Annotated in this window: 20 protein-coding genes; 1 reads left to right on the plus strand and 19 read right to left on the minus strand. The window is 39.1% G+C overall.

The window, feature by feature from the left end:
• Nucleotide 1 precedes the first annotated feature (1 nt).
• From KHA94_RS20780 to KHA94_RS20845, 14 genes are all read right to left on the minus strand, one after another.
• Nucleotides 2–955: an ABC transporter permease gene (locus KHA94_RS20780; protein WP_213104040.1), complete on the minus strand. Its 954-nt coding sequence runs from the start codon at nt 953–955 to the stop codon at nt 2–4.
• Nucleotides 956–1,888, minus strand: coding sequence for an ABC transporter permease (locus tag KHA94_RS20785; protein WP_213104041.1), 933 nt, complete (start codon nt 1,886–1,888; stop codon nt 956–958).
• A gap of 13 nt (nt 1,889–1,901) precedes the next feature.
• The gene (locus tag KHA94_RS20790) at nt 1,902–2,726 is read right to left on the minus strand and encodes a M55 family metallopeptidase (protein WP_213104042.1); all 825 of its coding nucleotides are present in this window, start codon (nt 2,724–2,726) and stop codon (nt 1,902–1,904) included.
• A gap of 495 nt (nt 2,727–3,221) precedes the next feature.
• A complete protein-coding gene (locus KHA94_RS20795; protein ID WP_213104043.1) occupies nt 3,222–3,539 on the minus strand; it encodes a DUF3870 domain-containing protein in 318 nt (105 codons plus the stop codon).
• 1,107 nt (nt 3,540–4,646) lie between these two features.
• Nucleotides 4,647–5,867: an alanyl-tRNA editing protein gene (locus tag KHA94_RS20800; protein WP_249365661.1), complete on the minus strand. Its 1,221-nt coding sequence runs from the start codon at nt 5,865–5,867 to the stop codon at nt 4,647–4,649.
• Between the two features lie 34 nt (nt 5,868–5,901).
• Nucleotides 5,902–7,254 (minus strand): D-serine ammonia-lyase, encoded by a 1,353-nt coding sequence (locus tag KHA94_RS20805; RefSeq protein WP_213104045.1) that lies wholly within the window; start codon nt 7,252–7,254, stop codon nt 5,902–5,904.
• A gap of 154 nt (nt 7,255–7,408) precedes the next feature.
• Nucleotides 7,409–8,191: a carbon-nitrogen family hydrolase gene (locus KHA94_RS20810; RefSeq protein WP_213104046.1), complete on the minus strand. Its 783-nt coding sequence runs from the start codon at nt 8,189–8,191 to the stop codon at nt 7,409–7,411.
• A 123-nt stretch (nt 8,192–8,314) separates the two neighbouring features.
• Nucleotides 8,315–9,589 carry a YjiH family protein gene (locus tag KHA94_RS20815; RefSeq protein ID WP_249365670.1) on the minus strand — a complete coding sequence of 425 codons (1,275 nt, stop codon included), beginning with the start codon at nt 9,587–9,589 and terminating at the stop codon, nt 8,315–8,317.
• A 116-nt stretch (nt 9,590–9,705) separates the two neighbouring features.
• Nucleotides 9,706–10,680 (minus strand): agmatinase family protein, encoded by a 975-nt coding sequence (locus KHA94_RS20820; RefSeq protein ID WP_213104048.1) that lies wholly within the window; start codon nt 10,678–10,680, stop codon nt 9,706–9,708.
• Between the two features lie 5 nt (nt 10,681–10,685).
• Complete coding sequence (hutI, locus tag KHA94_RS20825) at nt 10,686–11,942, minus strand: imidazolonepropionase (protein ID WP_213104049.1); 1,257 nt, start codon at nt 11,940–11,942, stop codon at nt 10,686–10,688.
• A gap of 2 nt (nt 11,943–11,944) precedes the next feature.
• Nucleotides 11,945–13,618 (minus strand): urocanate hydratase, encoded by a 1,674-nt coding sequence (gene hutU, locus KHA94_RS20830; RefSeq protein ID WP_213104050.1) that lies wholly within the window; start codon nt 13,616–13,618, stop codon nt 11,945–11,947.
• Nucleotides 13,619–14,128: 510 nt separating this feature from the next.
• Nucleotides 14,129–15,607, minus strand: coding sequence for a response regulator transcription factor (locus KHA94_RS20835; protein WP_213104051.1), 1,479 nt, complete (start codon nt 15,605–15,607; stop codon nt 14,129–14,131).
• Between the two features lie 73 nt (nt 15,608–15,680).
• Complete coding sequence (locus KHA94_RS20840; protein ID WP_213104052.1) at nt 15,681–15,866, minus strand: hypothetical protein; 186 nt, start codon at nt 15,864–15,866, stop codon at nt 15,681–15,683.
• A gap of 122 nt (nt 15,867–15,988) precedes the next feature.
• Nucleotides 15,989–17,839 carry an SLC13 family permease gene (locus KHA94_RS20845; RefSeq protein WP_213104053.1) on the minus strand — a complete coding sequence of 617 codons (1,851 nt, stop codon included), beginning with the start codon at nt 17,837–17,839 and terminating at the stop codon, nt 15,989–15,991.
• A gap of 226 nt (nt 17,840–18,065) precedes the next feature.
• Here KHA94_RS20845 and KHA94_RS20850 point away from each other — a divergent pair, with 226 nt between their 5' ends.
• The gene (locus KHA94_RS20850; protein ID WP_213104054.1) at nt 18,066–19,013 is read left to right on the plus strand and encodes an endonuclease I family protein; all 948 of its coding nucleotides are present in this window, start codon (nt 18,066–18,068) and stop codon (nt 19,011–19,013) included.
• A gap of 62 nt (nt 19,014–19,075) precedes the next feature.
• On the opposite strand, the gene KHA94_RS20855 is transcribed toward KHA94_RS20850, so the two are convergent.
• The 5 genes from KHA94_RS20855 to KHA94_RS20875 form a co-directional block, all read right to left on the minus strand.
• Nucleotides 19,076–19,279, minus strand: a complete 204-nt coding sequence (locus tag KHA94_RS20855) for a hypothetical protein (RefSeq protein ID WP_213104055.1) — start codon at nt 19,277–19,279, stop codon at nt 19,076–19,078.
• Between the two features lie 369 nt (nt 19,280–19,648).
• Complete coding sequence (locus tag KHA94_RS20860; protein WP_213104056.1) at nt 19,649–20,965, minus strand: murein hydrolase activator EnvC family protein; 1,317 nt, start codon at nt 20,963–20,965, stop codon at nt 19,649–19,651.
• A gap of 1,295 nt (nt 20,966–22,260) precedes the next feature.
• The gene (locus KHA94_RS26075; protein ID WP_249365662.1) at nt 22,261–22,413 is read right to left on the minus strand and encodes a hypothetical protein; all 153 of its coding nucleotides are present in this window, start codon (nt 22,411–22,413) and stop codon (nt 22,261–22,263) included.
• Between the two features lie 1,249 nt (nt 22,414–23,662).
• Nucleotides 23,663–24,109 (minus strand): NUDIX hydrolase, encoded by a 447-nt coding sequence (locus KHA94_RS20870; RefSeq protein WP_213104057.1) that lies wholly within the window; start codon nt 24,107–24,109, stop codon nt 23,663–23,665.
• A gap of 121 nt (nt 24,110–24,230) precedes the next feature.
• The gene (locus tag KHA94_RS20875) at nt 24,231–25,811 is read right to left on the minus strand and encodes a M3 family metallopeptidase (RefSeq protein WP_213104058.1); all 1,581 of its coding nucleotides are present in this window, start codon (nt 25,809–25,811) and stop codon (nt 24,231–24,233) included.
• Nucleotides 25,812–25,860 lie beyond the last annotated feature (49 nt).

A 25,860-nucleotide genomic window follows, 5' to 3' on the forward strand; every position in this document is an offset into this window, starting at 1 on the left:
TTTACCTCCTTAACTTCGGATCAAGCGCATCCTGGAGTCCATCCCCGAGCACATTAAATGAAAACATCGTCAGAGAAATAAAGAACGCAGGGAAAAATAGCCTCCACCAATGCCCTGATAGAATAGTAGATAATCCATCACTTGCCATTGATCCCCAGCTTGCAAATGGAGGCTGAATTCCCAGACCAAGGAAGCTTAGAAATGCCTCTGCGAAAATAGCGGATGGAACGGTTAATGTCATTTGCACGATGATAGGGCCCATTGTATTTGGGAGCAGGTTTTTCCTTATAATTCTTGATGTTTTCGTTCCAAATGTCTTGGATGCTAATACAAATTCATAGTTTTTTATTTGCAAAACCTGACCTCTCACAATCCTTGCCATCCCGATCCATCCGGTTATAGTGAGGGCAAAAATGATGGTAAACAGCCCTGGCCCCATAACAACACTGATTAATATCACAATGAGCAAATACGGCAGTCCGTATAAAATCTCCACGATCCTCATCATGACATGATCTGCCTTGCCTCCTTTATAGCCAGCGAATCCCCCATAAACAACCCCGATGATAAAATCAATCAATGCAGCAACAATTCCAACGAACAAAGAGATCCGAGCCCCAAACCATGTTCGGGAAAATACATCCCGTCCCAACTCGTCTGTTCCAAACCAATGCTGGCTGGATGGAGGCAGGTTCTGATTCACAAGCTTTTGTTCGGTCATATCATGTGGAGACATCATCGGTCCAAAGATGGCCATAAAGGTAAGTAGAATAAGAAAAGTTAATCCTGCCATTGCTAATTTATTCTTTAAAAGACGCAGCCAAGCATCCTGCCAATAGCTCAAGCTTGGCCGAACAACTGCCTCTGCTTCTGCCTGATTACTCGCTTTCGGAACAAACCATTCATCCGGGATATTTGGCGCTATATGACGTTCTGGCTGTTTCCTTAATTCCATTTAGCTTCCCTCCTTTTTATGCAGCTTAATTCGAGGGTCGAGGATGCCATAAGCAATATCTACTAAAAATAGCATCATGATTAGAATCGTGCTGTAAAAAACGGTTGTCCCCATGATAACTGGATAGTCGCGCTGGTTAATACTCTCGACGAAATACTTTCCCATTCCTGGAATCGCAAATATTTTCTCAATCACAAATGTTCCTGTTAAGATGCTGGCTGCAAGAGAGCCTAGCACCGTAACAACTGGCAATAATGCATTTCTCAGTGCATGTTTAAACACAATTTTCACTGGTGATAAGCCCTTTGCTTTCGCTGTTCTAATATAGTCCTGTGTTAATACCTCAAGCATGCTCGCACGAGTCAGCCTTGCTATAATCGCCATTGGGCCAGTCGCAAGTGCTAAAGTTGGGAGAATCATATGCTTTGGACTTACCCATGTAGCAACAGGAAGTATTTGCCAATTAACTGCGATTACTTGGATAAGCAGTGTGGCCATAACAAAGTTTGGAATCGAAATCCCGAGTACCGCTATCGTCATCGCCAAATAATCGATTATGCCATTATGGCGGAGGGCAGCAATAACGCCGAGTGTGATACCTGATAGCACCGCAACAATCAATGTGATCATTCCTAATTCAAACGAAATAGGAAATCCTCTTCCTAGCATTTCATTGACAGTTTGCGATGATTTTTTTATAGATGGTCCAAAATCAAAGGTCACGACAGATTTCAAATACAATCCGTATTGAACATAGAGCGGTTTGTCGAGATGATAGAATTTTTCCAAGTTCTTTTGAACGGTTTCGTTTGTTGCCCTTTCCTCGTTAAAAGGAGAACCTGGTACGGCATGCATAAGGAAAAAGGTTAACGTAATAATGAGCCAGAGTGTGATGAGCATGGCAAAGAGGCGCTTTACAATGTATGTAGTCATCAAATAACACTTCCTAACAGAATGATGTTCTCATTGCTAATTCAACCATGACGAGCATTGCTCTATAAGCTTCAAGAATGTCCTTTGCCTGATAACGAACAATCGTTGTGTTTTCCTCAATCTCCGTTCCAGGCATGAGACCTGCCCACTCCGCCTGTCCGTAATTGGCAAATTCAATTCTTAATAGTGGATTATCAGGTGGAACAAGCGGTTTGACGAGATTTTTATTGTTTAAGGCTTCTGCTGTTTTTTCCTTTAAAAGCTCACCAGCCTTTGCAGGTGTTAATGATTTAACCGCTGAACGAGTAATCGTTTCCTTTATAACAGCAGTCGTTACATTCGGTATAAGCTGTTCTGCCTCCAGTGCTGCCCGGTCATCACCTGCTACCATTAGTACAGGAACACCATAGTAGCCGGCAACGTATGCATTAAGCCCCATCTCTCCGACAGCTACATCATTGATGTACATGTTGCGGACACCAAAAATCATCGAGTGGGACATAACTCCTCTCATCGAAGCCCTAGCATGGTAGCCGATAAACATAGCCCCTATAAAAGTAGAATCCAAATTTTGCACCATGGAATATGGCTTAACATCTCCTACTATTACTTGAGCTTCAGGATGAAGCCTTTCTATTAACAGATTATTCATTTTCGAATGGCTATCATTCACAACTACCTCTGAGCATCCTTGATCAAATGCTGCTGTTATGACATGATTCGCTTCCTCCGTCATAATCATGCGGCTTCGTTCGTAGTTATGCTTAGAAGAGTCAACATGTGTGTGATCAGCTAAGCCCGTAATTCCTTCCATATCAACAGATACAAATAACTTCATATTTAGACCCCCATTTTTTAGTTTTTTTCTATGTTAAACTTCCTTGTTGATTTCCACTGCAGGCACTCGCTTTCCGCTCCAATCAAAAACAAAATAGTATTATCAAAACTGAGCTTTAATACATTCTAATTTTTTCTTTGTTACACCATAATGTTGTTAGAAAAGCCTATGAGACAAGCGTTCAAAAAATGTTCCCAAGGGCGTTTTAAAAATTTGTCCGTACACCCCACTTGCAATTTCAACAATAGACTTAAAGCAAAGCTATTATTCTAGCGGTTTTTAAAGAAAACTCGCAGATTGGCGAGCCTTGGAAAGGCGGAGACAGAGGCGTAGTTGCACTTATACTTAATTCCTAAAATTGGCAACTACATCGAATCATCTTCTGGCTGGCAATTTATACTTTCTTAACGTGTAAATGTAAAAAATCCAGCTGTCAGAGAAAAATAATCAATCTCTAACAGCTGGATTTCATCTGCGCCAAACAGAAAAAGCAGCTTATTTATTCAATATTTGTGTATATTTAATATTCGCATTCTTAAATGCAACCATTAAAGCCTTTTGAGATGAGCCAAAATACCGGTGTTCAATCTCCTCATTCATCCGATCTACTTCTAAAATGGATTTCCCAACGAACAATGATTTTATAAATAAGGAGGTCAAAGCAATCGTTGCTGAGCATTCTGCATCGACAATTCTATCTGTATCCCTATCTATCACTAGCCCGATAAAGAAGCCATTATATTTTTGCATGATTGGATTATTCAAGGATGTTTTGCTATCTCCAATAATATAAACCGTATTCGGCTGAAACATAAAAAAATGCCTCCTGCAGAGCAAGGATATTACATGAGGTGTTCATGTGGATAACATAAACATTCATTGTAATGCATAGGCCCTTATATGGATTGTAATACAACAGAGGCAGACTGACAACCACTTAATTTGATTTTTCTAAATATTTTATTAATTAGTTCCCAAAATCTTTGATCCTATAAAGATAGGTCAATTGACTTCTACCTGACTTTTATAATTTGGAAAAACGATAGTAAATTTGAATCATTTCTTCCTCAATGTGGACAGGGATCGGTGATTTTGGGTGATTCATGGCTTCTTTTATGCTTAATCTGGACAGGGCACAAGGATTTTTGATGATTCATGGCTTCTTTCTTCCTCAATCTGGACAGGGCACTGGGATTTTTGGTGGTTCATGGCTTCTTTCTACCTCAATCTGGTCAGGGCTTCGGGATTTTTGTTGGTCCATGGCTTCTTTCTACCTTAATCTGGACAGGGTTCCGGGATTTTTGCTAGTTCATGGCTTCTTTCTACCTTAATCTGGACAGGGTTCCGGGATTTTTGCTAGTTCATGGCTTCTTTCGGCCTCAATCTGGACAGGGCACTGGGATCTTTGCTAGTTCATGGCTTCTTTCTACCTCAATTTGGACAGGGCACTGGGATTTTTGCTAGGCCATGGCTTCTTTCGGCCTTAATCTGGACAGGGCACTGGGATTTTTGGTGGTTCATGGCTTCTTTCGGCCTTAATCTGGACAGGTATCCGGGATTTTTGCTAGTCCATGACTTCTTTCGGCCTTAATCTGGACAGGTATCCGGGATTTTTGCTAGTCCATGACTTCTTTCGGCCTTAATCTGGACAGGGCACTGGGATTTTTGGTGGTTCATGGCTTCTTTCTACCTTAATCTGGACAGGGCACTGGGATTTTTGATGGTTCATGGCTTCTTTCGGCCTTAATCAGGAAAGGCTATGGGGATTTTAGCAAGTTGTTAATTTCGCTCTACATATTATAAATTAACTTTGTTAATATCAGAAAAGCCTATGGGGTACGAAAAGACGGATCAAAAATCCGCTTCTATACTCCATAGGCAATTTCAACTTTAAACAATTAGAGAGCTTGTTAATGGTTATTATTTGACTGCATTAAGTTCCTGCTTCAGCTTCTCAAGTGCATGTTGAAGAAGCTCCTCACCTGTTCTCAGCGCTTCTCCACCACCTTGCACAAAGAGATCATTTCCTCCGCCTTTTCCATTAATCAAAGGCAGCAATTCGCCGCTTAGCTTCTTCATACTGATTGGTGGATTGGCCCCTTTCGCACAGACAAATTGAAGTTTTTCATTTATTTCATTAACTAAGATTACTAATACTTCATCAGAATGAGCCGTAATGGTACGCCCAAGCTTTTGAAGTTCCTGAATGGACCGATTTTGAAAAACCTCACTAATCATTTTCCAGCCATCTGATTGTCGAGCTTCCCCAAGCAGCTCCTTCGCTTCATACTCTAGGAGGGCTCCATGTAATTCTTCTAGTGATTTTTCAAGATTTTTCCCCTGGTCAATGAGTCGTTTTGCTACCGCTGCAAGCTCAAGTTCTGGTGCATTTAACACCTCTGTTAGACTTTTCGTTACTCTTTGCTTTTGATGAAGCTGGGTTAGTACACGTCCTCCGCAAACAAACTGAATGCGAATTTTCTTTTTCTGTCTCTCCCAATCCAAGATCTTGATAGATCCCACTTCTGCCGTTGATTTCGGATGTGTCCCACCGCATCCGTTATAATCAAAACTAGGAATGATAACAAGACGGATATTTTCGGATACTGCCAGCTGCTTCCTCAGGCGATAGCTGGAAATCTCGTCTTCCGTTACCCATTTTGTTTCAATTGGCCGATTTTCTAAAATTATTTGATTCGCTAATTTCTCCGCTTCCCAAGCTTGTTCTTCTGTAAGCTCTTCGCAATTTAAATCAATCGTTAAAAATTCTTTTCCAAGATGAAAACTAATCGTTTCCATTCCGAATAATTCTACAAAAGCTGCCGTTAAGATATGCTGACCCGCATGCTGCTGCATATGGTCAAAGCGCCTGTCCCAATCAATTTCACCAGCAATTACGTCAGTAGAATCACTTAAATTTGTCTCTACATAATGGCGGATTTCACCGTCTATTTCCTCCACATCGATGACCTTCACATCATTTAAAGTGCCATTATCATAGGGCTGGCCCCCTCCAGTTGGATAAAATGCTGTCTTATCCAATACAACATACCATCTGCCTTGGTCATCCTTCTCCTGTTTAAGTAAATCCGCTGTGAAAGACTTTATATATGAATCCTTGTAAAATAGCTTGCTATCCAACGATTTAATCCCCTTTATCATAATTTTGAAACAACTAACCTATTGTTCGTTTTCCTCTTTCATAGTACTGCTTCATTTCTCTCTCAGGAACCATGCTTCCACCTGTTCCCCAGATGATGTGTGTTGCATTTTTTAAATGAGTATCCAGAAGATGATTTCTCAAATACTCCCTGCCGGCTTCCGAGTTAAATAATTCTACATAGCTAGAAAAACCAGCAAGTGCTGATGGTTCTAGGAAAATTCCCTCCGTATCAGCAAGTATAGTTAAGAGAGTAAATAGTTTTTCATCCTCGACAGTGCTAATGCCACTAATCTTATTTTCAATTACTTTTCCAATAAATGCAGATGGTCGTCCTACTGCAAGTCCGTCCGCTTCCGTTTTGTTATCTATGCCAAAGTCCTGAACGGCTACCTTGTCATGAAGCCCGGTTATTAAGCCTAGCAACATACATGGAGAATGGGTTGGCTCTATGAAGAAGCAATGGACGTTGTCCCCAAATACAAGCTTAAGTCCGAATGTGACTCCGCCCGGTCCGCCTCCTACTCCACAGGGTAAATAAACGAATAAAGGATACTCTTCATCCACCCTCCTATTCTGTTCCTCTAGCTGCTTCTTCAAACGAAGAGCTGCTACTGAATAGCCAAGGAAAAGATGCTTCGAGCTTTCATCATCGACAAAATACATATTAGGATCCTCACTAGCCTGTTTTCTCCCTTGAGCAACAGCTTCACTAAAATCCGATGCATGCTCGACTACGGTCACACCTTTTTCTCGCAGCAAATCTTTTTTCCACTGTTTAGCGTCAGCTGACATATGAACGAACACCTTGAAACCAAGCTTCGCACTCATAATACCAATGCTTAACCCTAAATTCCCTGTGGAACCGACTGCAATGGAATAGCCTGAAAAAAACTCCGTAAATTTAGGCTCTGCTAATTGGGAATAATCATCTTCCAATGTTAGCATTTGATGCTTTAATGCCAACTCCTCAGCATATTTCAATACTTCATAAATTCCGCCTCTCGCCTTGATCGAACCTGAAATCGGGAGATGACTATCACATTTTAATAATAATTGACCAGGTAACTCATTTAGATCGAATTGCTCTAATCTTTCTCGCATCTTTGGAATGGAGACAAGCGAGGATTCAATAAGTCCATTATCTTTTGCTGTTTCTGGAAAAACCTTTGCTATGTATGGAGCAAATCGAGCAAGTCTAGCTTCTGCATCCATGACATCCTCCATCGTTAACGAAGAAGGCTCTTCAGTAGATTTATACTTCGGATTTGTCCAAAATACTTCTTTTAGCTCCGTCATTTCAGACAGCAACGGATATTCATTTTTCCAGTCATCTATCGATTTCCCCTGAACAACGTCTTTTTGCATCTAAATCATCTCTTTTCTGCGTTTTTTTGGATTTTTCCCATGCTGAATGGCAAGCTCATGAGAAGCAGGTATGTGAATAAAACCTGAAGGCATTGTGTTTTGCGTAATACAAACTCTGATTACATAATATGTTTTAAAAGAAAGGAACTAATTCTCAGTAACTTTCTGGCCTGCGATCGTCAAAAACAGGAATTCTGTTACGAATCGAATCGATTTCATCTAGGTCAACCTCACCAATAACAAGCTCTTCATGATCGCTTCCCTCAGCGATGACCGCTCCCCATGGATCGATAATCATAGAATGGCCTGCAAATTTGTTGTTCTTGTCCTGACCACTTCGATTACATGCAATGACATAGCTTTGATTTTCAATTGCACGGGCTCTTAATAGCGTTTGCCAGTGATCTAATCTTGGTTCTGGCCATTCCGCCACGACAAACATCATTTTTGCTCCTTTTAAAATCGGCTTCCTCATCCATTCCGGAAAGCGAATATCATAGCAAATAAAACTTGCTGCCCCTTCGCCTTCTATCATAAACAAGGTCTCATCTTGCCCCGCTTTCAAATATAAGTGCTCATCCATCAGCTGGAATAGATGAAGCTTGCTATATTCATGGACAAGCCTGCCCTCCTTGTCTACTACGTACATTGTATTTAAAACTCCATCAGCCGTTTGGTTAGCTACAGATCCGCCAATTATATGAATTTCATGCTTTTTAGCTTGCTGCTGAAGGAATTGAATAATCTCCTCTCCCTTTTCATGAGCAATTTCATCTAAACGTGTTAGGTCGTATCCCGTCGTCCACAGTTCTGGAAGAACAACAACCGTGCACTTCTCGCTTGCTGCTTTTTCAAACCATTTTTCAGCGAGCTCCATATTTCGCTTCGGCTCACCAAAAATAATATCCATTTGGATACATCCAACCTTCCACTTCATGTTTAACCACTCCTCCTTTTACGCTATTAACCTTATCTTTCGTTATAACATTTTCTATTACTGTTGAAAAGAAAAAGAGGAAGCTGACTTTTATAGCCATCTTCCTCTTTCTGTTAAATTCTTTTATAAAATCAAATATGCAATCGGCGTTACGAAAATAATGGTTAAAATAACTCGCTGTATCCAAATCACAACAAGCTTTGGGATGGAGATTGGAATCTCAGTTGAGACAATACACGGGACAACTGCTGAGAAAAAGATAATAGAAGAAACGGATACAACGGCAATAACGAATTTAACAATTAATGCTGACTCCGTAACTAATAGGGCTGGTAAAAACATTTCTGCAATACCGAGTGCACTTGCTTTCGCTGCCAGCATTGGTTCTGGCAATTGAAACAATGCAGTAAAAGGATAAAAAATATAGCCGATCCAATCAAATAATGGTGTAAATTCTGCAAGGACTAATCCTAATAATCCAATAGACAAAATAGATGGCAAAATAGCCATTGCCATTAGCAGGCCGTCCATTAAATTGGTCTTTATATTATCAAACAAGGTAGGCGAAGCAGCTAGTGTTGCCTTTGCTTCATCCCATGCTCTTGCAAATCGATTGCCGCTTACTTTCACCTCTGGCTGTGGTGTTGACCCCTCATAATATTCATCTTTCATTTTAGATAAAGGCCAAATTCTTACTGTAACGGCTGTGACTAAAAATGTAACAAAAAGCGTCACCCAAAAATAGGTGTTCCACATATCCATTAAGCCTAATGTTTTGGCAACAATGACCATGAATGTAGCGGAAACGGTTGAGAATCCTGTTGCAATAATGGCTGCTTCTTTTGCTGTGTATTTTCCTTCTTTATAAATCCGGTTCGTGATTAACAATCCAAGTGAATAGCTCCCGACGAATGAGGCAACTGCGTCAATGGCTGATCTCCCCGGAGTTTTCCAGACAGGACGCATAACAGGCTGCATTAGGACTCCGATAAATTCTAACAAACCATAACTGACAAGAAGTGCCAGAAACACTGCGCCAATTGGCACTAGCAAACCAACTGGTACCACAAGCTTATTGAAAAGAAACGGTCCCATTGCAGGATCAAATAACCATGCTGGTCCGAAATTAAATACAAGCATAATCCCCACAAATAAACCAATGACCTTAAAAATGGAAAAAATGATATTGACCGTCGACTTTTTCCATGTTCCAGATAGAAATGGATAGATAGAGCCTGCTGCAATAATGATTAAGGCATAGTATGGCAATGCCGGTGCAGCGTATGTTTGAATATAGGAAACAATGTGGTCAAGCATAATGGAGTTTTTCTCCCCAATGGTGACAGGAACGAAAAACATAAATGCTCCAATAAAACTATAAACAAAAAACTTCCACATATCAGGAGATTCATGTAATGTCTGTAGGTTAGACCCTGTTGCTTGCTTACTCACCTGTTGATTCGCATTCATATTTAATCTCCTTCCCATTCCCTTTTTCGTGTATGAATTATGGCTTATGTTGTTTTTTGGCAAACTCGACCGGTGACAAATTGCAGCCATGCATAGACACCGGTTTTAACAGTTTCTGCGACGCTTGAATCTTTGCTCGGATCCAAACAGACGAAATCGATATGTTTAACCCCTTTGTGCTTGCCGATTTCCAGTAAGGCATCAAATAATTCTGTTGCTGTCATGCCGCCTGGAGTGGATGCTGGAACACCTGGAGCCATTGAAATATCAAGTACATCCATATCAACAGTTACGTAGATACGATCAACTTCTGTTGACAGATTATTTAGCGCTTGTCGAATCGTTTCAATCATTCCATGCTTGCGCGCTTGCTTCAATGTCACCATCTGAATTTGCTGCTCTTTTGCATAATCAATCAGAGGCTTTGCATTGAAATAGCCATGGAGCCCGATATTGATGACATGTTCCCCTTTTACAATGCCACCATCTATCAATTGTCGAATCGGCGTGCCATTTGCCGGCCCTAATTCAGCAGGATCCCTCACATCTAAATGAGTATCTAACTGCAGGATCCCTATCGTTTCGTTCGGAAAAGCATCCTTGATTCCACGGACAGAACACGCTGTCGTTGAATGATCTCCCCCGATCATACAAGTCACAGTCTGTATATATTCCGTAACTAAAGAAGCTGTTGCTTCTTGGATGCGCTGATGAGACAACAGAATGTCCGTTGTATGCATAGCGACATCCCCTGCATCCGCAACCAGATAGGAAGACAAGTCCACATCTTCATCTAAATTGTAGGTGGCAAAGCCTTTCCACATTCGCCGAAATTCAGATGGATATAAGGATGCACCCGAGACACTTATAGAAGATCGTGAAATCGGTGCTCCGTAAAGAATGAGATCTGGTGTGCCTTCTATTTCTTTAAGGGGGCGGACCCAATGATGAACATAGGTCGGTTCCCCCTCTGATCGATTCCAAGACCATTCAGGTTTTTGAAGCCAATTTTGTTTCATGATTCTTACACCACCTGAACGCCTTTTTTCCATACTGATTTAACATGGTTTACACCAAATAAATATTGTAATTCCTGATAGCTTTTCACATTCCAGAGGACTACGTCTGCTTTTTTACCTACTTCAAGTGATCCAACTTGATCTTGGCGATTAATCGCACAAGCAGCATTGTAGGTTGCAGCCGTTAAGCTTTCAGCAGGTGTGAGTCTCATAGAAATACAGGCTAGATTCATAACAAGCGGCATAGAAGTTGTTGGTGATGACCCAGGATTACAATCTGTTGAAATCGCTACAGCGACTCCACTATCAATCATTTTCCTTCCGGCTGCAGCCTGTTCACGTAAATAAAGGGCAGTTGCCGGAAGTAAACAAGCAATTGTTCCGGATGTTGCCATTGCCAGAATTCCCTCATCTGAAGCCTTTAATAAATGCTCAGCTGAAATCGCACCTACTTTTGCCGCTAATTCTGCACCACCATATGGTTCAATTTCATCTGCATGTATTTTCGGAGTCAGTCCAAGTTTTTTTCCTGCTTCTAAAATCCGCTCAGATTGCTCTGGTGTATAAACTCCCTTTTCACAGAAAACATCATTAAACTCGGCCAATTTTTCCTCAGCCACGATTGGCAGCATATGATCAATTAAATAATCTACAAATTCATCTTCTCTTCCTTTGAAATCAGGTGGAACAGCGTGAGCACCCATGAAGGTTGGAACTAAATCGATAGCATGTGCATCCTGCAGCATCTTCATGACCCGGAGTTGCTTCAGCTCGGTTTCGAGATTCATGCCGTAGCCGCTTTTTCCTTCTACGGTTGTCACACCGTGTTGAAGGAAAGAATCTAGCCTTTTTGTTGTTTGCTCGATTAGCTCTTCTTCTGTTGCTTCACGGGTCATGCGGGTGGTGGCATGAATCCCGCCGCCCGCATTCATAATTTCCATATAAGTTGCACCCTCAAGCCGCATTTCGAATTCGCGTTCACGGCTTCCACCGTAGACAACATGTGTATGAGGATCTACTAGCCCTGGCGTTACTATATGTCCAGTAGCATCAATGATTTCGGCTTCATGAGCTCTTTCTTCATAAAGATTCTCTAGCTCTGTAGTTGTTCCCACTGCTTGAATGATGCCATCCTCAAGCCATAAACTCCCGTCTTCGATTAGTCCTAGTTCAGACATTGCTTCTTTTGCTCGAGGACCTTTCATCTCCGAAGCAAGTGTGGCTAGCTGTGTAATATGTTTAATCCAAACTGGTTTTGTCATTCTTATTCATTCCCTTTTTTTAGCATCGGAATATTGACGCCTTTTTCACGTGCTGTTTTTTCTGCTAATTCGTAGCCTGCATCGACATGGCGTACAACGCCCATACCTGGATCCGTTGTTAATACACGTTCAAGACGTGCTTCCGCTTCCTTCGTTCCATCTGCAACGATAACCATACCTGCATGTAAGGAATAGCCCATGCCAACTCCTCCGCCATGGTGAACAGATACCCATGTTGCTCCGCCAACGGCATTAATCATCGCATTCAAAATTGGCCAATCAGATACAACATCAGATCCATCCTTCATACCTTCTGTTTCACGGTTTGGCGAAGCAACAGAGCCAGAATCAAGATGGTCACGGCCAATAACAATCGGCGCTTTTAATTCACCGCTTGCCACCATATCATTGATGATTTTTCCAAAGCGAGCACGTTCGCCATACCCTAACCAGCAAATACGAGAAGGCAGACCTTGGAACTGGATTTTCTCTTGCGCCATGCGGATCCAATTGCATAAATGAGTGTTATTGCTAAATTCACGTAAAATCACTTCATCTGTTTTATAAATATCCTCAGGATCACCTGATAGTGCTACCCAGCGGAAAGGACCTTTTCCTTCACAGAATTGCGGACGGATATAAGCTGGAACAAAGCCAGGGAAAGCAAATGCATTCTCTACTCCTTCATCCTTGGCAACTTGACGGATGTTGTTGCCGTAATCAAATGTGATAGCACCCTTTTCCATCATCTCAAGCATCGCCTGAACGTGTTTTGCCATTGAAGCTTTGGAAAGCTTCACATATTCCTCTGGATTTGCTTGTCGCAATTCTGCCGCAGCTTCAAGTGTCATACCAGAAGGAACATATCCATTCAGCGGGTCATGTGCTGAAGTCTGGTCAGTTAGTACATCTGGAATAAAGCCTTTGGCAATCATTTCAGGAAGAATATCAGAAGCGTTACCAATTAAACCAATTGATAAAGCTTTTCCAGATTGCTTCGCTTCTTTTGCCCATTGTAGTGCTTCATCAAGCGAGTTCGTTTTTACATCTGTATAACGAGTTTCAATACGGCGGTCGATCCGTGTTTCGTCAACATCAATACCGATACAAACTCCTTCGTTCATCGTGACAGCAAGCGGCTGAGCACCACCCATTCCACCAAGTCCAGCTGTTACAGTAATGGTGTGCTTAAGAGTACTATTAAAATGCTGCTTCGCAAGCTCAGCAAATGTTTCATATGTTCCTTGGACAATCCCTTGAGAGCCGATATAAATCCAGCTTCCTGCTGTCATTTGTCCATACATCATTAAGCCCTTTTTATCAAGCTCATGGAACGTATCCCAATTTGCATAAGCAGGCACAATGTTAGAGTTTGCAAGAAGAACACGCGGTGCATCGGCATGAGATTTAAAAATAGCAACCGGCTTTCCTGATTGGATAAGTAATGTTTCGTCGTTCTCTAATTCCTTCAGTGATTTGACAATCGCGTCAAAGCATTCCCAATTACGAGCAGCTTTTCCGATTCCACCATATACAACAAGATCCTCCGGGCGCTCTGCAACTTCTACGTCTAAGTTATTCATCAGCATACGAAGTGCGGCCTCTTGAAGCCAGCCCTTTGTATTCAGTTCTGTTCCACGGTAACGTACAACCTTTTCATTTGAAATCGTTTTCATTTTTATTACCTCCCTTTGTCTATAAATTTATTTTATAGGGAAATTTCAGATTATTATTTATAAAATATTGATTATTTTATAAATGGTTTTATATTTGTTTAATGATTTGGTATTTTTTATAAATGATTTCAAAACAAAGAAAAAAACCGTCATTTATGGACGGCAAGGAGTGGGAATCTTATAGGCAAAATTAAAGTGTCTATGTCGATAGTTTGGTTTTGATTCCCTTAGTTGGTTCTCTCCATGAAACATTAAGCGACTATTTTTATATTATTAGTCTCCTCATCTGGCATTCTAACCATCTGGGGATGATTTTTATCGAATAGTGGTCTATTTAATGGGTTTACTGACCACCTTTAGCTGATTTTTTTCAAATTGTGGTCTATTTAACTAGCTTTCTGACCACCTTTAGTTTGTTTTCCCCCATCAATGGTCTATTTAACTTGCTTTCTGACCATCTTTAGCTGATTTTTTTCAGACGATGGTCTATTTACGGTCACTCTAACCTCATTATTTATTGTTGTAACCAGATCGATAAACAGACGGTGTACATCCTTCAAGCTGTTTAAACTTAGCGTTAAAATAGGTCTGATGCGAATAGCCTGTTAATCTAGCGACTTCTTCCAACATTAAATCAGTTTCTTGAAGCAGACGTTTTGCTTCTCTTATCCGGACTTGATGGAGCACATCACGAAAAGATTGGCCAGATTCCACAGAAAAGCGGCGGCTAAGCGTACTTTTATTTATTCGAAGAGCATCGGCACAAGCAGCTAAATTCCATCCCGCATCCCAGTAATTTGATTCTATTAATTCCCTGGCCTTTTCTATAATTGTACGCGGACCTTCCTGCAGTTGTTCTTCAACCTGCTGAAGCAAACGGATTGTAAATGCAAGAAGCTCTTGTACAATTTGATGTATAACTGGCTTATGAATAATTTGATGAAAGACCTCATGATAGGCTGCTTCCATTAGAGCACTTTGGAGATTGTATGACTTCATATGCCTCCGAATTTGTGCAAGTACACTTGTTAGACGGATGCGAACCATCTCAGGGTCAGGAAATGGAGGTTCATAGGTTAAAAATTGCCGTTCAACCCATTCCTTTATAGCCTTTATATCTTGCTTTTCTAGCATTTCAATCCACTGTCGCTGCTCAAGAGGCGTTAGAAACGGATCCATTTCCCGTGGCATCATTTGTTCATTCTCCGCCAAGATTATATCGTACCCTTCAAAAAATATCCTCTTCGTCAATTGCCGCGTTTCCTGGTATTTCTCCTTCAAAGAATTTCCGGAGGGCTCAATATTGATGACAACAGCTAGCGGCTCGTCCATTCGCTCTTTCCAACGCAATAGAAATGAATGATAGACCTCGCGTAAGATCTCAATATTTTGCGTTTCCTGAACGCATAAAATAAAGTCAGATAAAGCAAATAATCGATGCTTGCTAGGAAGTGGGTATCGTTGCAGGGCATCATAAACAAGCCTATGTGTTTCCATATTCGGTGTTAAGAAAGCAACCATTGTAATTGGCACCGTATAATCTTGATCGATCAAGAAAAGGTCTGGGTAATCAATTGGATATTCATCTGCAGCATCTTCGGTATTTTGCAAAAAAGAGGGCTGTTCATTTCGTATTTGGAAGCGAAGCTGTCGAATATGCTTGATTAAATCATCTGCAGAGAATGGCCGGAATAGCACATCTTCCGCCCGAAATTGGAGAGCACGATAAGCGGTTTGGAAAATTCGTTCGGAAGAAATCCCCAACCAGCGAATTCTCCGCCTCTGCAGAATTTCGCAAAACTCCTCGCTGGCATGCCCCCATTTATCCATATCTAATATGATAAGATTCGGCCTTTGATTTGGCACAATATTTGAAAGCTCATCCATTGAATCCCATAAAGTCAGCGTAACACCTGTTAAATGTGATTCAATGATCCAGCGAATCCCCTGGGCCTCTAAAGCATCCTTCGCAAGTACATGAATATCCAAAGCCCCTACCTCCTAAATCACGATCAAATAACTTTACCTTATTATATCATCGCTCGGCCGACTAGCATCCAAATCAACAACCCGAACACGCTTTAACAATCAACACAGCCACTATAATCATGATCAATGAAAGTATATGAATTAAACAGCCACCATCCGGAGACCCTGTCATTGCTCTAGTCATTGCACTATTCAATATTCCACCTGGGTTTTTCCGCTGCTCTTTAGCTTCTAATCTTTCTCTTTCCTCCCTCGACAATTGATCACATCCTTTTTTTTATGTTAATTGAGTATGGGGTATGCGTTCAAAAAGATGAACGCATACTCTTCCTGATATCGGGACGAGGATAAAACCTTAGCCCTGCCCCATAGGCACTACTATTAAAATGGATATACAAAAGGAATAAAGATGATCATGACAATGGCTAATATCAGCTGTAACGGTAGTCCGACTTTGACATAGTCTTTAAATTGGTAGCCTCCTGCTGACATGACCATGGCATTAGTTGGCGATGCGACTGGCGTTGAAAAGGCCATACTCGCAGCAACGGCAACTCCCATTAACAATGGATATGGGCTAATTTCTAATGCTTGTGCAGCTGCAAGGGCGACAGGGGCAAATACAACAGCAGTTGCAGTATTACTAATGAATTGGCTCAGTGTCATAGTCAAGAAATAAAAGCCAGTTAAAATGGCGTATGGGCCGTAGTCACCGAGAGCATCAATAATGATCTTACTAATAAAAGTAACACCACCTGTTTTTTCCAAAGCCGTCGCTAATGGTAGCATGGCTGCAATTAAAACGACCGATTCCCAGTTTATTTTTTGATATGCATCATTCATCGAGCGAACGCAACCCGTAACGATCATCAGAAAAGCGGCTATAATCACAGCCATAACTGGTGAAATCCACTCTGTTGTCATGAGAACAAGCATGAATAACATGATTAAGCCTGCAATTGAAGCCTTTCCCGCTGCAAATGCTGTTCCCGCTTCATCTACTACTTTTCCGACTACTACAATATTACTCTGATCTTGGTCAATTAATTCAATATCCTCCCATTTTCCGTGAACGATAATCGCATCCCCGACCCGAAACTTCGTATTGGAGACATTCTCCTGAATATACTTGCCTCTCCGATTAATCGCCAGCGCATTACAGTGATATTTCGAACGGAAATGAACATCCTTTAACGTCTTTCCGACAAAATTGGACTGCGGTGTAATTAATATTTCCGTTAGCCCGAATACTCTTGAGAAGAAATTGGCGTGAATATCCTCTTTATTCTTCCATTCTAGCTTCTGCAATTGATAGTCATGACTTATTTTTTCAATCGCTTCCTGCTCCCCGAAAGCTAGAATTAAATCCTCTTCCTTTATCTGTTCCTTCGGAGTTAGCAAATGAGGAATTTTCGATTGAAATGGGAATCTTTCATTTCCTTTGCGCTTAATTGTAATAACAGTAACGCCGTATTTTTCTGGTAAATTAATCTGTGTTAAGCTCTTGCTGCTTATACTAGAGCCCTCTAGAACTTTTAGCAGAAAAAGATGATCGTATATTTTATAAAAACCAGCTAATTCCCGAGACGATAAATTTGTTGATTCCACACTTGAAAAGTCAGCACCGTTCGGCAAAAGCTTTCTTCCGAAAAACACCATAAATAAAATCCCAGTAATAAGAGCAACGATTCCGATAGGTGTAAATCCGAAGAAATGAAACCGCTCCAAATCTTGTTCTTTTAAGATTGCATTCACAACTAAGTTTGGAGGTGTTCCAATCAATGTGATAGCACCTCCTAAACTACTCGCATAGGAAAGCGGAATGAGAAATTTCGCTGGGCTTACCTTCATTTGCAATGCCATACTCATTACGACTGGTAGCAAAATGGCGACAGTACCGGTATTACTCATGAAAGCACTAAAACAGCCCACCGTTAGCATGACGATGACTAGCATCCTTATTTCACTTTTTCCACCTAGCTTGATGATTTGCTTTCCAATTTGATTCGCTAAGCCAGTATTAAAAATACCCGCCCCCACAATAAATAGACCCGCAATCATAATGACGACAGAGTTCGAAAAACCTGCTAATGCTTCCTGTGGAGTCACAATTCCTGTTATAGATAAAGCAATTAATGCAGCAACCGCAACAAGATCGGACCGCCATCTTCCAAAGACAAAGGCGATCGTTGTGACGATTAAAATAATAAAGGTAAGTATCATATCGTTCATCCATTTTCCCTCCACTTCTACAATAGCAAAAGTACTATTGGAAAAGTGGATAAAATTTGTCATTTTTTAAAAATAAATACTGATCTTCATTCCTCAATGATTATCGATTGAATTTTGCTAGATAAATAGACAGCAATATTATGTTTTATCCAATTTTCTACAGAGTGACATTAGCTCTACTAATATGATATAACCAAAGGAAGACAGCTTATAGGGATGGATTGGTATGGAAGATCGTCAAACCCAAGCTATTTTACTAGATAACTTTAATGAATTAGAACAATCATATAGAAAAGATGTAAGCGAATCTTTAGCTACTGTAAAAGCAAACACAGAAAAAATCCAATTCAATCAGCAGCTTTATTATAATGAGAAGCAAGATGCGAAAGATGTAAAACACTACTATTCATCCGTCGCCAATATTGGGGATTCTAATAATCTCTTTGCTTATTATCATGAACTAGTCAAAAGAACTCATCAACAGCGTATCCCCTATTTTATTAGTAAAGATCAATTCCTATATACTTGGGTTGATATGCAGCCTGACGGTTCTGTTAAAAGCATATATTCTGGTGAGCATAAGGATCCAAAAACGATTATTGAAGAGGACTTCGAAACGATTCGCAAAAAATACGACGAATTTCTAGGACTCCTTAAAAATAAGAAACATTTACTAGATGAACTGCACAAAAAAATGGCCAATATTGAATCTTCCATAAAATTTAATACAGAGCATATCGTCCCCCAATCTTGGTTTGGCGGAAAAGAACCAATGAAAGGGGATCTGCACCATCTATTTGTGTGCCAGCCCGAATGTAATACAGCTCGTTCGAATTTTCCATACGATGATTTTGATTTTTATGTCCCAGAATCCTCTGAAGAAGTAATTCAAAATCACTGCGGAGTAGCGAACGAGGGAAAATTTGAACCGGAAAATGGGAAGGGTGCTGCTGCAAGGGCCATGTTGTATTTCTTGCTTCGCTATCCAAAGGCGATTCGGAAACCTTTTTTACAACAAATCGATTTAGGTCTCCTTATTAGCTGGAACCATCAATTTAAAGTCACCATCCACGAGAAACATCGAAATCGAGCCATTTACCGCATTCAAGGCAATCGAAATCCATTTATAGATTTCCCGGAGCTTGCTGAGAAAATTAGATTTCAAATTTATTAAAAAGGCACAATACCAAATGGGTAAAGTGCCTCTTCCTTTTAGACAATGGTTTTATCCAACCGCTATACTCTAAATTCCCCTACCAGCATTTTTAATTCCTCTGCCACTTTTGAAAGTGCATGCGAGGATGAGGCTATTTCCTCCATAGAAGCTAGCTGTTCTTCGGTGGTGGATGAAACTTCTTCTGTGCATGTAAAGGTTGCTTCTGCTACTTCATTTACTACATGAATTGTTTCAAGAATGTATTCTCCTTCTTCTTTCAACATTTTTCATTTGGTTATAGCAGCTTGGTATACGATTTTTCATTTTGCTTCTTTTCTGATTCCCCAGAGGGTCTTTAATCGTGACCGCTTTTGGATCCTTCCCTCATTTATGGGAACGATTAAGCAGTAATCGTGACCACTTTCTGGCTCTCCCCTCATTTTCGGGAACGATTAGGCCGGATTCGTGACCGCTTTTTGATTTTCCCCTTATCCTCGGGAACGATTAGGCTTTCACCAGCATAAATTAATAAAGCTTTTTTACTTGTCATAATGGCTTATTCACGTAAATCGACCGACAGTTTACTTTTTAAAAAGAAAAAAGATTGAAAGTCTGCAAGAAAATCTTGCCTACTCTCAATCTTTTTTTGAAAATTAATAAGATACATATTTAAGTGGGTTCACTGAATTTGATCTGCTTCCGTTCCATCCTCCATGATGAATTTCGAAGTGTAAGTGCGGACCTGTTGAATTCCCTGTGCTGCCCATATTTCCTAGCTTTTGGCCTTTTTCAACTCTTTGACCATTCGAGACATTTAGGCTTTCCAAATGACCATAAACGGTCGTCATTACTTGTCCATCGATAACGTGGGTAATCATCACAACATTCCCATAGCTTCGATCATAGTTGGCACGGATAACTGTACCCGATGCTGCGGCAACGATCGGAACTGCTCCTGTTCGCCCGCCTTTTCCAATGTCAATACCTGAATGGAACTCTCCCCCTCGTTGACCAAAATGTGAAGTAAGCCTACCAGTAGTCGGGTTCATGAATGCACCACTCGTTACTGGCGGTGATGCTCCACTCGTTACTGGCGGTGATGCTCCACTCGTTACTGGCGGTGATGCACCAATCGAGCCGTTGTTCGCTGCTGCTTGCTTCTTCCGTTGCTCTTCTAGCTCTCTCTGCTTTTTATTCCATGCTGCAATTTCCTGTTTAACTGCCTTTTCCTGAGCAGCAAGGATGGCATCCTGATCCTCAAGTTCATGAAGCATCTCATGCATTTCTTCTTCATTTTTGTTTAATTGAGCTAATAGATTATTTTTTTCAGCACTTTGATTATCTAGTTTTTTCTTCATTGCTACAAGCTCTGTCTTCTTTTGATTCAATTCATCTAACTGCTTTTGAACCTTAGCCTCTGTTTGATCAAGCAATGCTTTATCCTCTTGATGAGTCTTAAGCAAATCCTTATCAGCCTGCACAAATGTAGTTACGGCACTTACCCGGTTAACAAAATCTCCAAAGCTTTGTGCTCCTAATAATACATCTAAATAATTAATAGCTCCGCCGTTTTCTTGAAGAGACCGGGCACGTTCTTTCAAAAGCTCATCACGTTTCTTAATTTGCTCCTTTAGAACAGCAATTTCCGCTTGAAGTCTTTGTATCTCTTTCTCAGCATCTCCGATTTGAGCCTCTTTTTCTCTAATTTTGCTGTTTGTGTCAGTTATTGCAAAATCTATTTCTTTAATTTCATTTGTAACGGCGGCCTGTTCAGTATTGATTTCATCCACTTTATTTTGTGTGCTGTCAATTTCTGATTGGACGCCTGAACGCTTATTTTGAACATCCTTCTTTTTATCCTCAAGCTGCTTATTTGCTTGTTCAGCATATGCAGTATCAGAAACCGAATAACTCAAGCTGCCATAACCTACAATAATTCCAATTCCTAGAATAAGAAGTTTTCGTTTCACTTAATCAGCTTCTCCCTTCTATTTAACTAGTGGCTGCTAATAATTTTTTTAACGGGCTAGTATGTAGTATTTGTTGCTTCTACTAATCTATTATTTCTAAAAACTAACATCATACAATTAAAGTCGTTTGTTGTTTGGTTATGTTGAAATCGATCATGTTAGATATTGAGGCAGATTGTAGAATTTTAAATAAGCTTATTGTGGGAAATTTACGCAAAATTGGTCAATTTTTGTCCGTTATTCACACATTTTTTATTATAACACTGTCCTATCAAAAATTAATCACCAAAATTATTACAAATATATTTCAAAAGATAGAGTTTCGTGTCGAAAAAACGTCGGAGTTCTAGTTATTTTGGAGTATACATTCGAGGTTTTTCGTGGGATTATCTTTCAACCTTTTAGAGAATTTTAAAAGGCATACCACCTGAAAACAACAGATTAGTATGCCTTCTTTTATTCAATTTCGATTTTTCCAAGAGGAATCGTTAAAGATCTTTTTTCGAAAGCGATCAATGATTAAAGCAATAAGAGCTGACAGAGTTAAGAACATAATATATGTGTTTAGATTAAAATATTGGTTATTAACGTGTATAGACATAAAAGAAGTAATCTGTTCAATGTACTCCCAGTCAACAAAACCAAAATTCTCTTTATAAGCATCAGCTAAAACATCTCGATATTTTATAAAAGCACTTCTCTGATAAACAAATGCAATAAGAAGGTAAAAAGTCATAACTAATGTACTAATAGTTAAGGTAATAGATTTAATGTTACGGTAATAGATTTAATGTTAAGGTAATGAAAGGTTCGCATCCACAAATACACTGAATAGCAAAATAACAAAAAAGAATACCCATAAATAAAATGGCGGGGTTTCCATTTCCTGATGACTGCCCGGGATTCGGAGTTATTAAATTGCTAAGCCAAAATAATGGTATTGCTAGAATATTAACTCCTAATAATATTATTTTTTCCTTTTTTATCGCAAACACCCCTATTACATTTAACTGTTCCATACAATAAAAAACGCTTGTAAATAATAGGACTCTGTTGTCTAAATAGGTTCAGCTCCCCTTTTTTTAAAAATCCCTACGAGTAGAAGAACAAAGTCCGACCAAAAATAGAAGCGGAAACATGAGCATCATTAGTGCCACCCCTGCAAATCCTTTTTATTGCATACTGGAATGAAACGACCCATGAAAATAAGGGGGCTATTGCTAACATTGTTGTTAATCCGCAAATGATATATTTCTTTTTCTTTGATTTACCGCGACTTAACATGCTGGCTACTACTAATGTAAATTAATGATTAGTATAAATAGGACTATTCCCATTGCTGAGCCAACAGCGAAAGACCAAGAAAAGAAATCAAAGAAAAAATAAGTAATGAGCATGCAAAAAATATATCCTGTCGAAAAGCCAATCATATACTTTTTTAACTTCATAATATTTGTCCACCTTTTAATTATTGAGTGTTCAGTTTTAGAACCTTAGTTGAACTATTGTGTATATGAAAATATTATTATCGATCAAGCTTTATATCGTGACCGTTTTATGCCTCTTCCCTGTTTCTCGGGTTCATTGGAGCTTTCTTTGTGACCGTTTTATGCCCTTCCCCTGTTTCTCGGGTTCATTGGAGCTTTCTTTGTGACCGTTTTATGCCCTTCCCCTGTTTCTCGGGTTCATTGGAGCTTTCTTTGTGACCGTTTTATGCCTCTTCCCTGTTTCTCGGGTTCATTGGAGCTTTCTTTGTGACCGTTTTATGCCCTTCCCCTGTTTCTCGGGTTCATTGGAGCTTTCTTTGTGACCGTTTTATGCCTCTTCCCTGTTTCTCGGGTTCATTGGAGCTTTCTTTGTGACTGTTTTATGCCTTTTCCCTGTTTCTCGGGTACTTTGGAGCTTTCTTTGTGACTGTTTTATGCCTTTTCCCTGTTTCTCAGGTTCATTGGAGCTTTCTTTGTGACCGTTTTACGCCTTTCCCCTGTTTCTCGGGTACAATGAACCCACTGGATTTCCCATGATTAATGGGTATTATAGATTTGTCATCATAAATCAACAAAGCTTAAATATAAAAATTCAATTGAAGGAAAACACATGCTAGCTAAAGAAACCTTTATTTTTACTGATCATTAGTAAAGTATATTTCTACTTTTTTATTTACAATTACCTTTTCATCCATATGAAAAGAAAAATGCCTTCTTCCTCAAGTATAATAAAAAGCTTTAAGTATTTTGTAATTCTGTTGATAAATCTCTGGCGAACTCCAATGTTGTAGCTTTTAGGCAACTTAATATCTTCATTGCTGTTGCTATCTTGTGCAAGGACAGATAAATCATTAATATAAGTTATTACCTCTACAAGACTTCTTTTCGTAAAAGAAAACTAACAAAATAACAAATACAGGTAATACCAAACATAGCAAAAATACCGGGTGTCATAGCAAAATATAAGCTAAGCGGCAAGGACCAGATAAAAGCAATGAACATTAATTTTTTGTTAGCCCTTAAGGAAGAATAGATCACTAAACAAGCTGGCAGAAACAACATTAAAAATGTGCTGATCATTGGACCATAATCTGTTAAATTAGCATAAGGGTTTAAAAAATTGAAAACAATCCATAAAATTAAACTGGATGAACCCGCTAATATTCCTATGGCAGATGACATTTTTACTATTTTGATGCACCTCCATAATTTAATCACTAAAAAGACTAATTGAATGCAAATTCTCTCTTAATAAGTTATTTATTATTTTCTTTTGTACCCTTGGTTCCCGTAGTTCTTCATCTTTAAATTTCATAAGATCATTTACCTTAATCCACTTACTGTCTATAATCTCATCTTCTTCAAGATTTAATGATCCGCCAGTAATCTCACCAGTAAAATGAAACAAAATAACTTGGTCGTTTGTGCTACTAATAAAATTATAAACACCAGTTGTGCTATTAAGTTTAACATCAAGGCCTGTTTCCTCTTTTACTTCCCTACAAGCGGTATAGAGAATGTCTTCACCATTCTTAATGCGTCCACTCGGAAAGTTCCATTTATCAATAGCTGTTGGTTTGTTTTCTTTTATGATTAAGACTTCATTATCTTTGAATATTGATACACTCGCTACTAAAACAATCCCATTTTGAGTCATTTTTTTCTCCCAAAGTTGTTAATATATTATTTATCTTTAAATGAGTTTTCAATTTCACTCTTATTTGTTGCAACTACTATCTTGTTATTATATATTCCTACAATATTAGAGATCAAAATGATTAAAAAAATTGTTTAATAAAGTAAACTGGATTTAAATATTCTCCTGTTGCCATTTTTATTTTCTCATTCCAATGCAGAGAAGCACCATATTTGAAGAAGTTTTCTTTTAAATACATACCTACTTCGGGTTTGAATAAGTCGGAAGAAATATGAGTTTCCATATAATTTTGAAGCTGAGATGCTGTTAATTCACCTAGTAAATAGTCCTGGTAAGTGCCAGGGGCTAAAGAAAAGTGCATTTTTGATGCCCAATCAGGATAGCTTGTATCTTCAGGAGGATTCATAAATTGAATATCTTTTACTAATTCCCACCATAATTTATTTAAATCCTGGTCAGGATTTTCGTATAATTGTCTTTCGAAAAAGGTAAAGGTCATAATCCATCTTGAAGAAACTAACATTTGACGCTGCAGCATTTTTTCGATGGCTGGAATTTCATCTGTTAGGTGTTCTTCTTTTAATCCTAAAAAACGTTTTTGCCATTCTAAATTTTTATTTAATCGTCCAAAAAACAATGCAATTGCTTCCGTAGTTAATGAGTGTGAATGGAAACGCAGAATGAAAGGTAAGCTTTGATCGATATATTTAAAATAAGCAGCATGGCCGAACTCATGGAGTAAAGCAGTCGCCCAAAATACACTTTCATCCATATTTACTAAAACTCTTATATCCCCTTTACGATCAATATTCGTACAAAATCCAAATGGATTTTTATTCTCACGAGGATACAGATCACTCTTTTTAAGGATGTCTTCAATATCTAATCCCATAGAGCTAAATGTATCAATAACAACCTTCTCTAAATCCTTACCTTTGTAAAATTGATCTAAGTCCACCCCTCCTGCTGAAGGAGCTTCTTGAAAAAATGGATCAGCATAATGCCAAGGGCGCAGTTCTTCTTTTTTTATATTCATTTTTCTTGCCCGTTCTTCGTCTATTTCATCTTTAATGATACGGAATGGTTCATCTGATAAATCTTTTAACTGTTTAAACGTATCAAAAACAGTATCGATATCCAATTCTTGAGTTGATAGGCTCATTTGATAAAAATTATCGAATCCCAATACTTTTGCATCTTTATTTCTTTTATGTATTAATTTCAAAAGGTTCTTTTCAATTTTCTTTCCGACTTGCTTACTAGCAAGCCATCCTTCTTTTCTTTGTTCATTTTGATTACTGTTTTTAAGAATATCTAATAGTACGTTATTTGTTACTTCTTTCCCTTCAAACGTAGGTCTAAATGTATTAAATACATTTGAAATCTCTTTTTCTAGTTTTATGGTTTCAGCCAGTTCACTTTTATCAAGCTGATTTTTAACCATTTTATTATATAAATCGTCTAATTGGCGTAATTGAATATGAGTAAGATTTTGCTCTTTTCTAAGTGATATTACCTTATTAAAAGTTTCCTGCTCAGAAAAATTAGCAAAATAATCACTTAAAGACTTTTCATGTTTTTCGCTCCACTCTTTTTTTCCTGTTGTTGCAGACATCCAATTATTAAATACAACTGGTTTATAAAGTGTCTCCATATTTTTATTTTGTTCAGTTAAAAATTTATCTACTGCTTGGGAAGACATTAGGCTCATTACCTCCTCAATCCAAATAAGTCTAACTATTCAAAATTAT

Origin of the sequence: Cytobacillus citreus (genome assembly GCF_018343665.1) — a bacterium.
GTDB classification, from domain to species: Bacteria; Bacillota; Bacilli; order Bacillales; family Cytobacillaceae; genus Cytobacillus; species Cytobacillus citreus.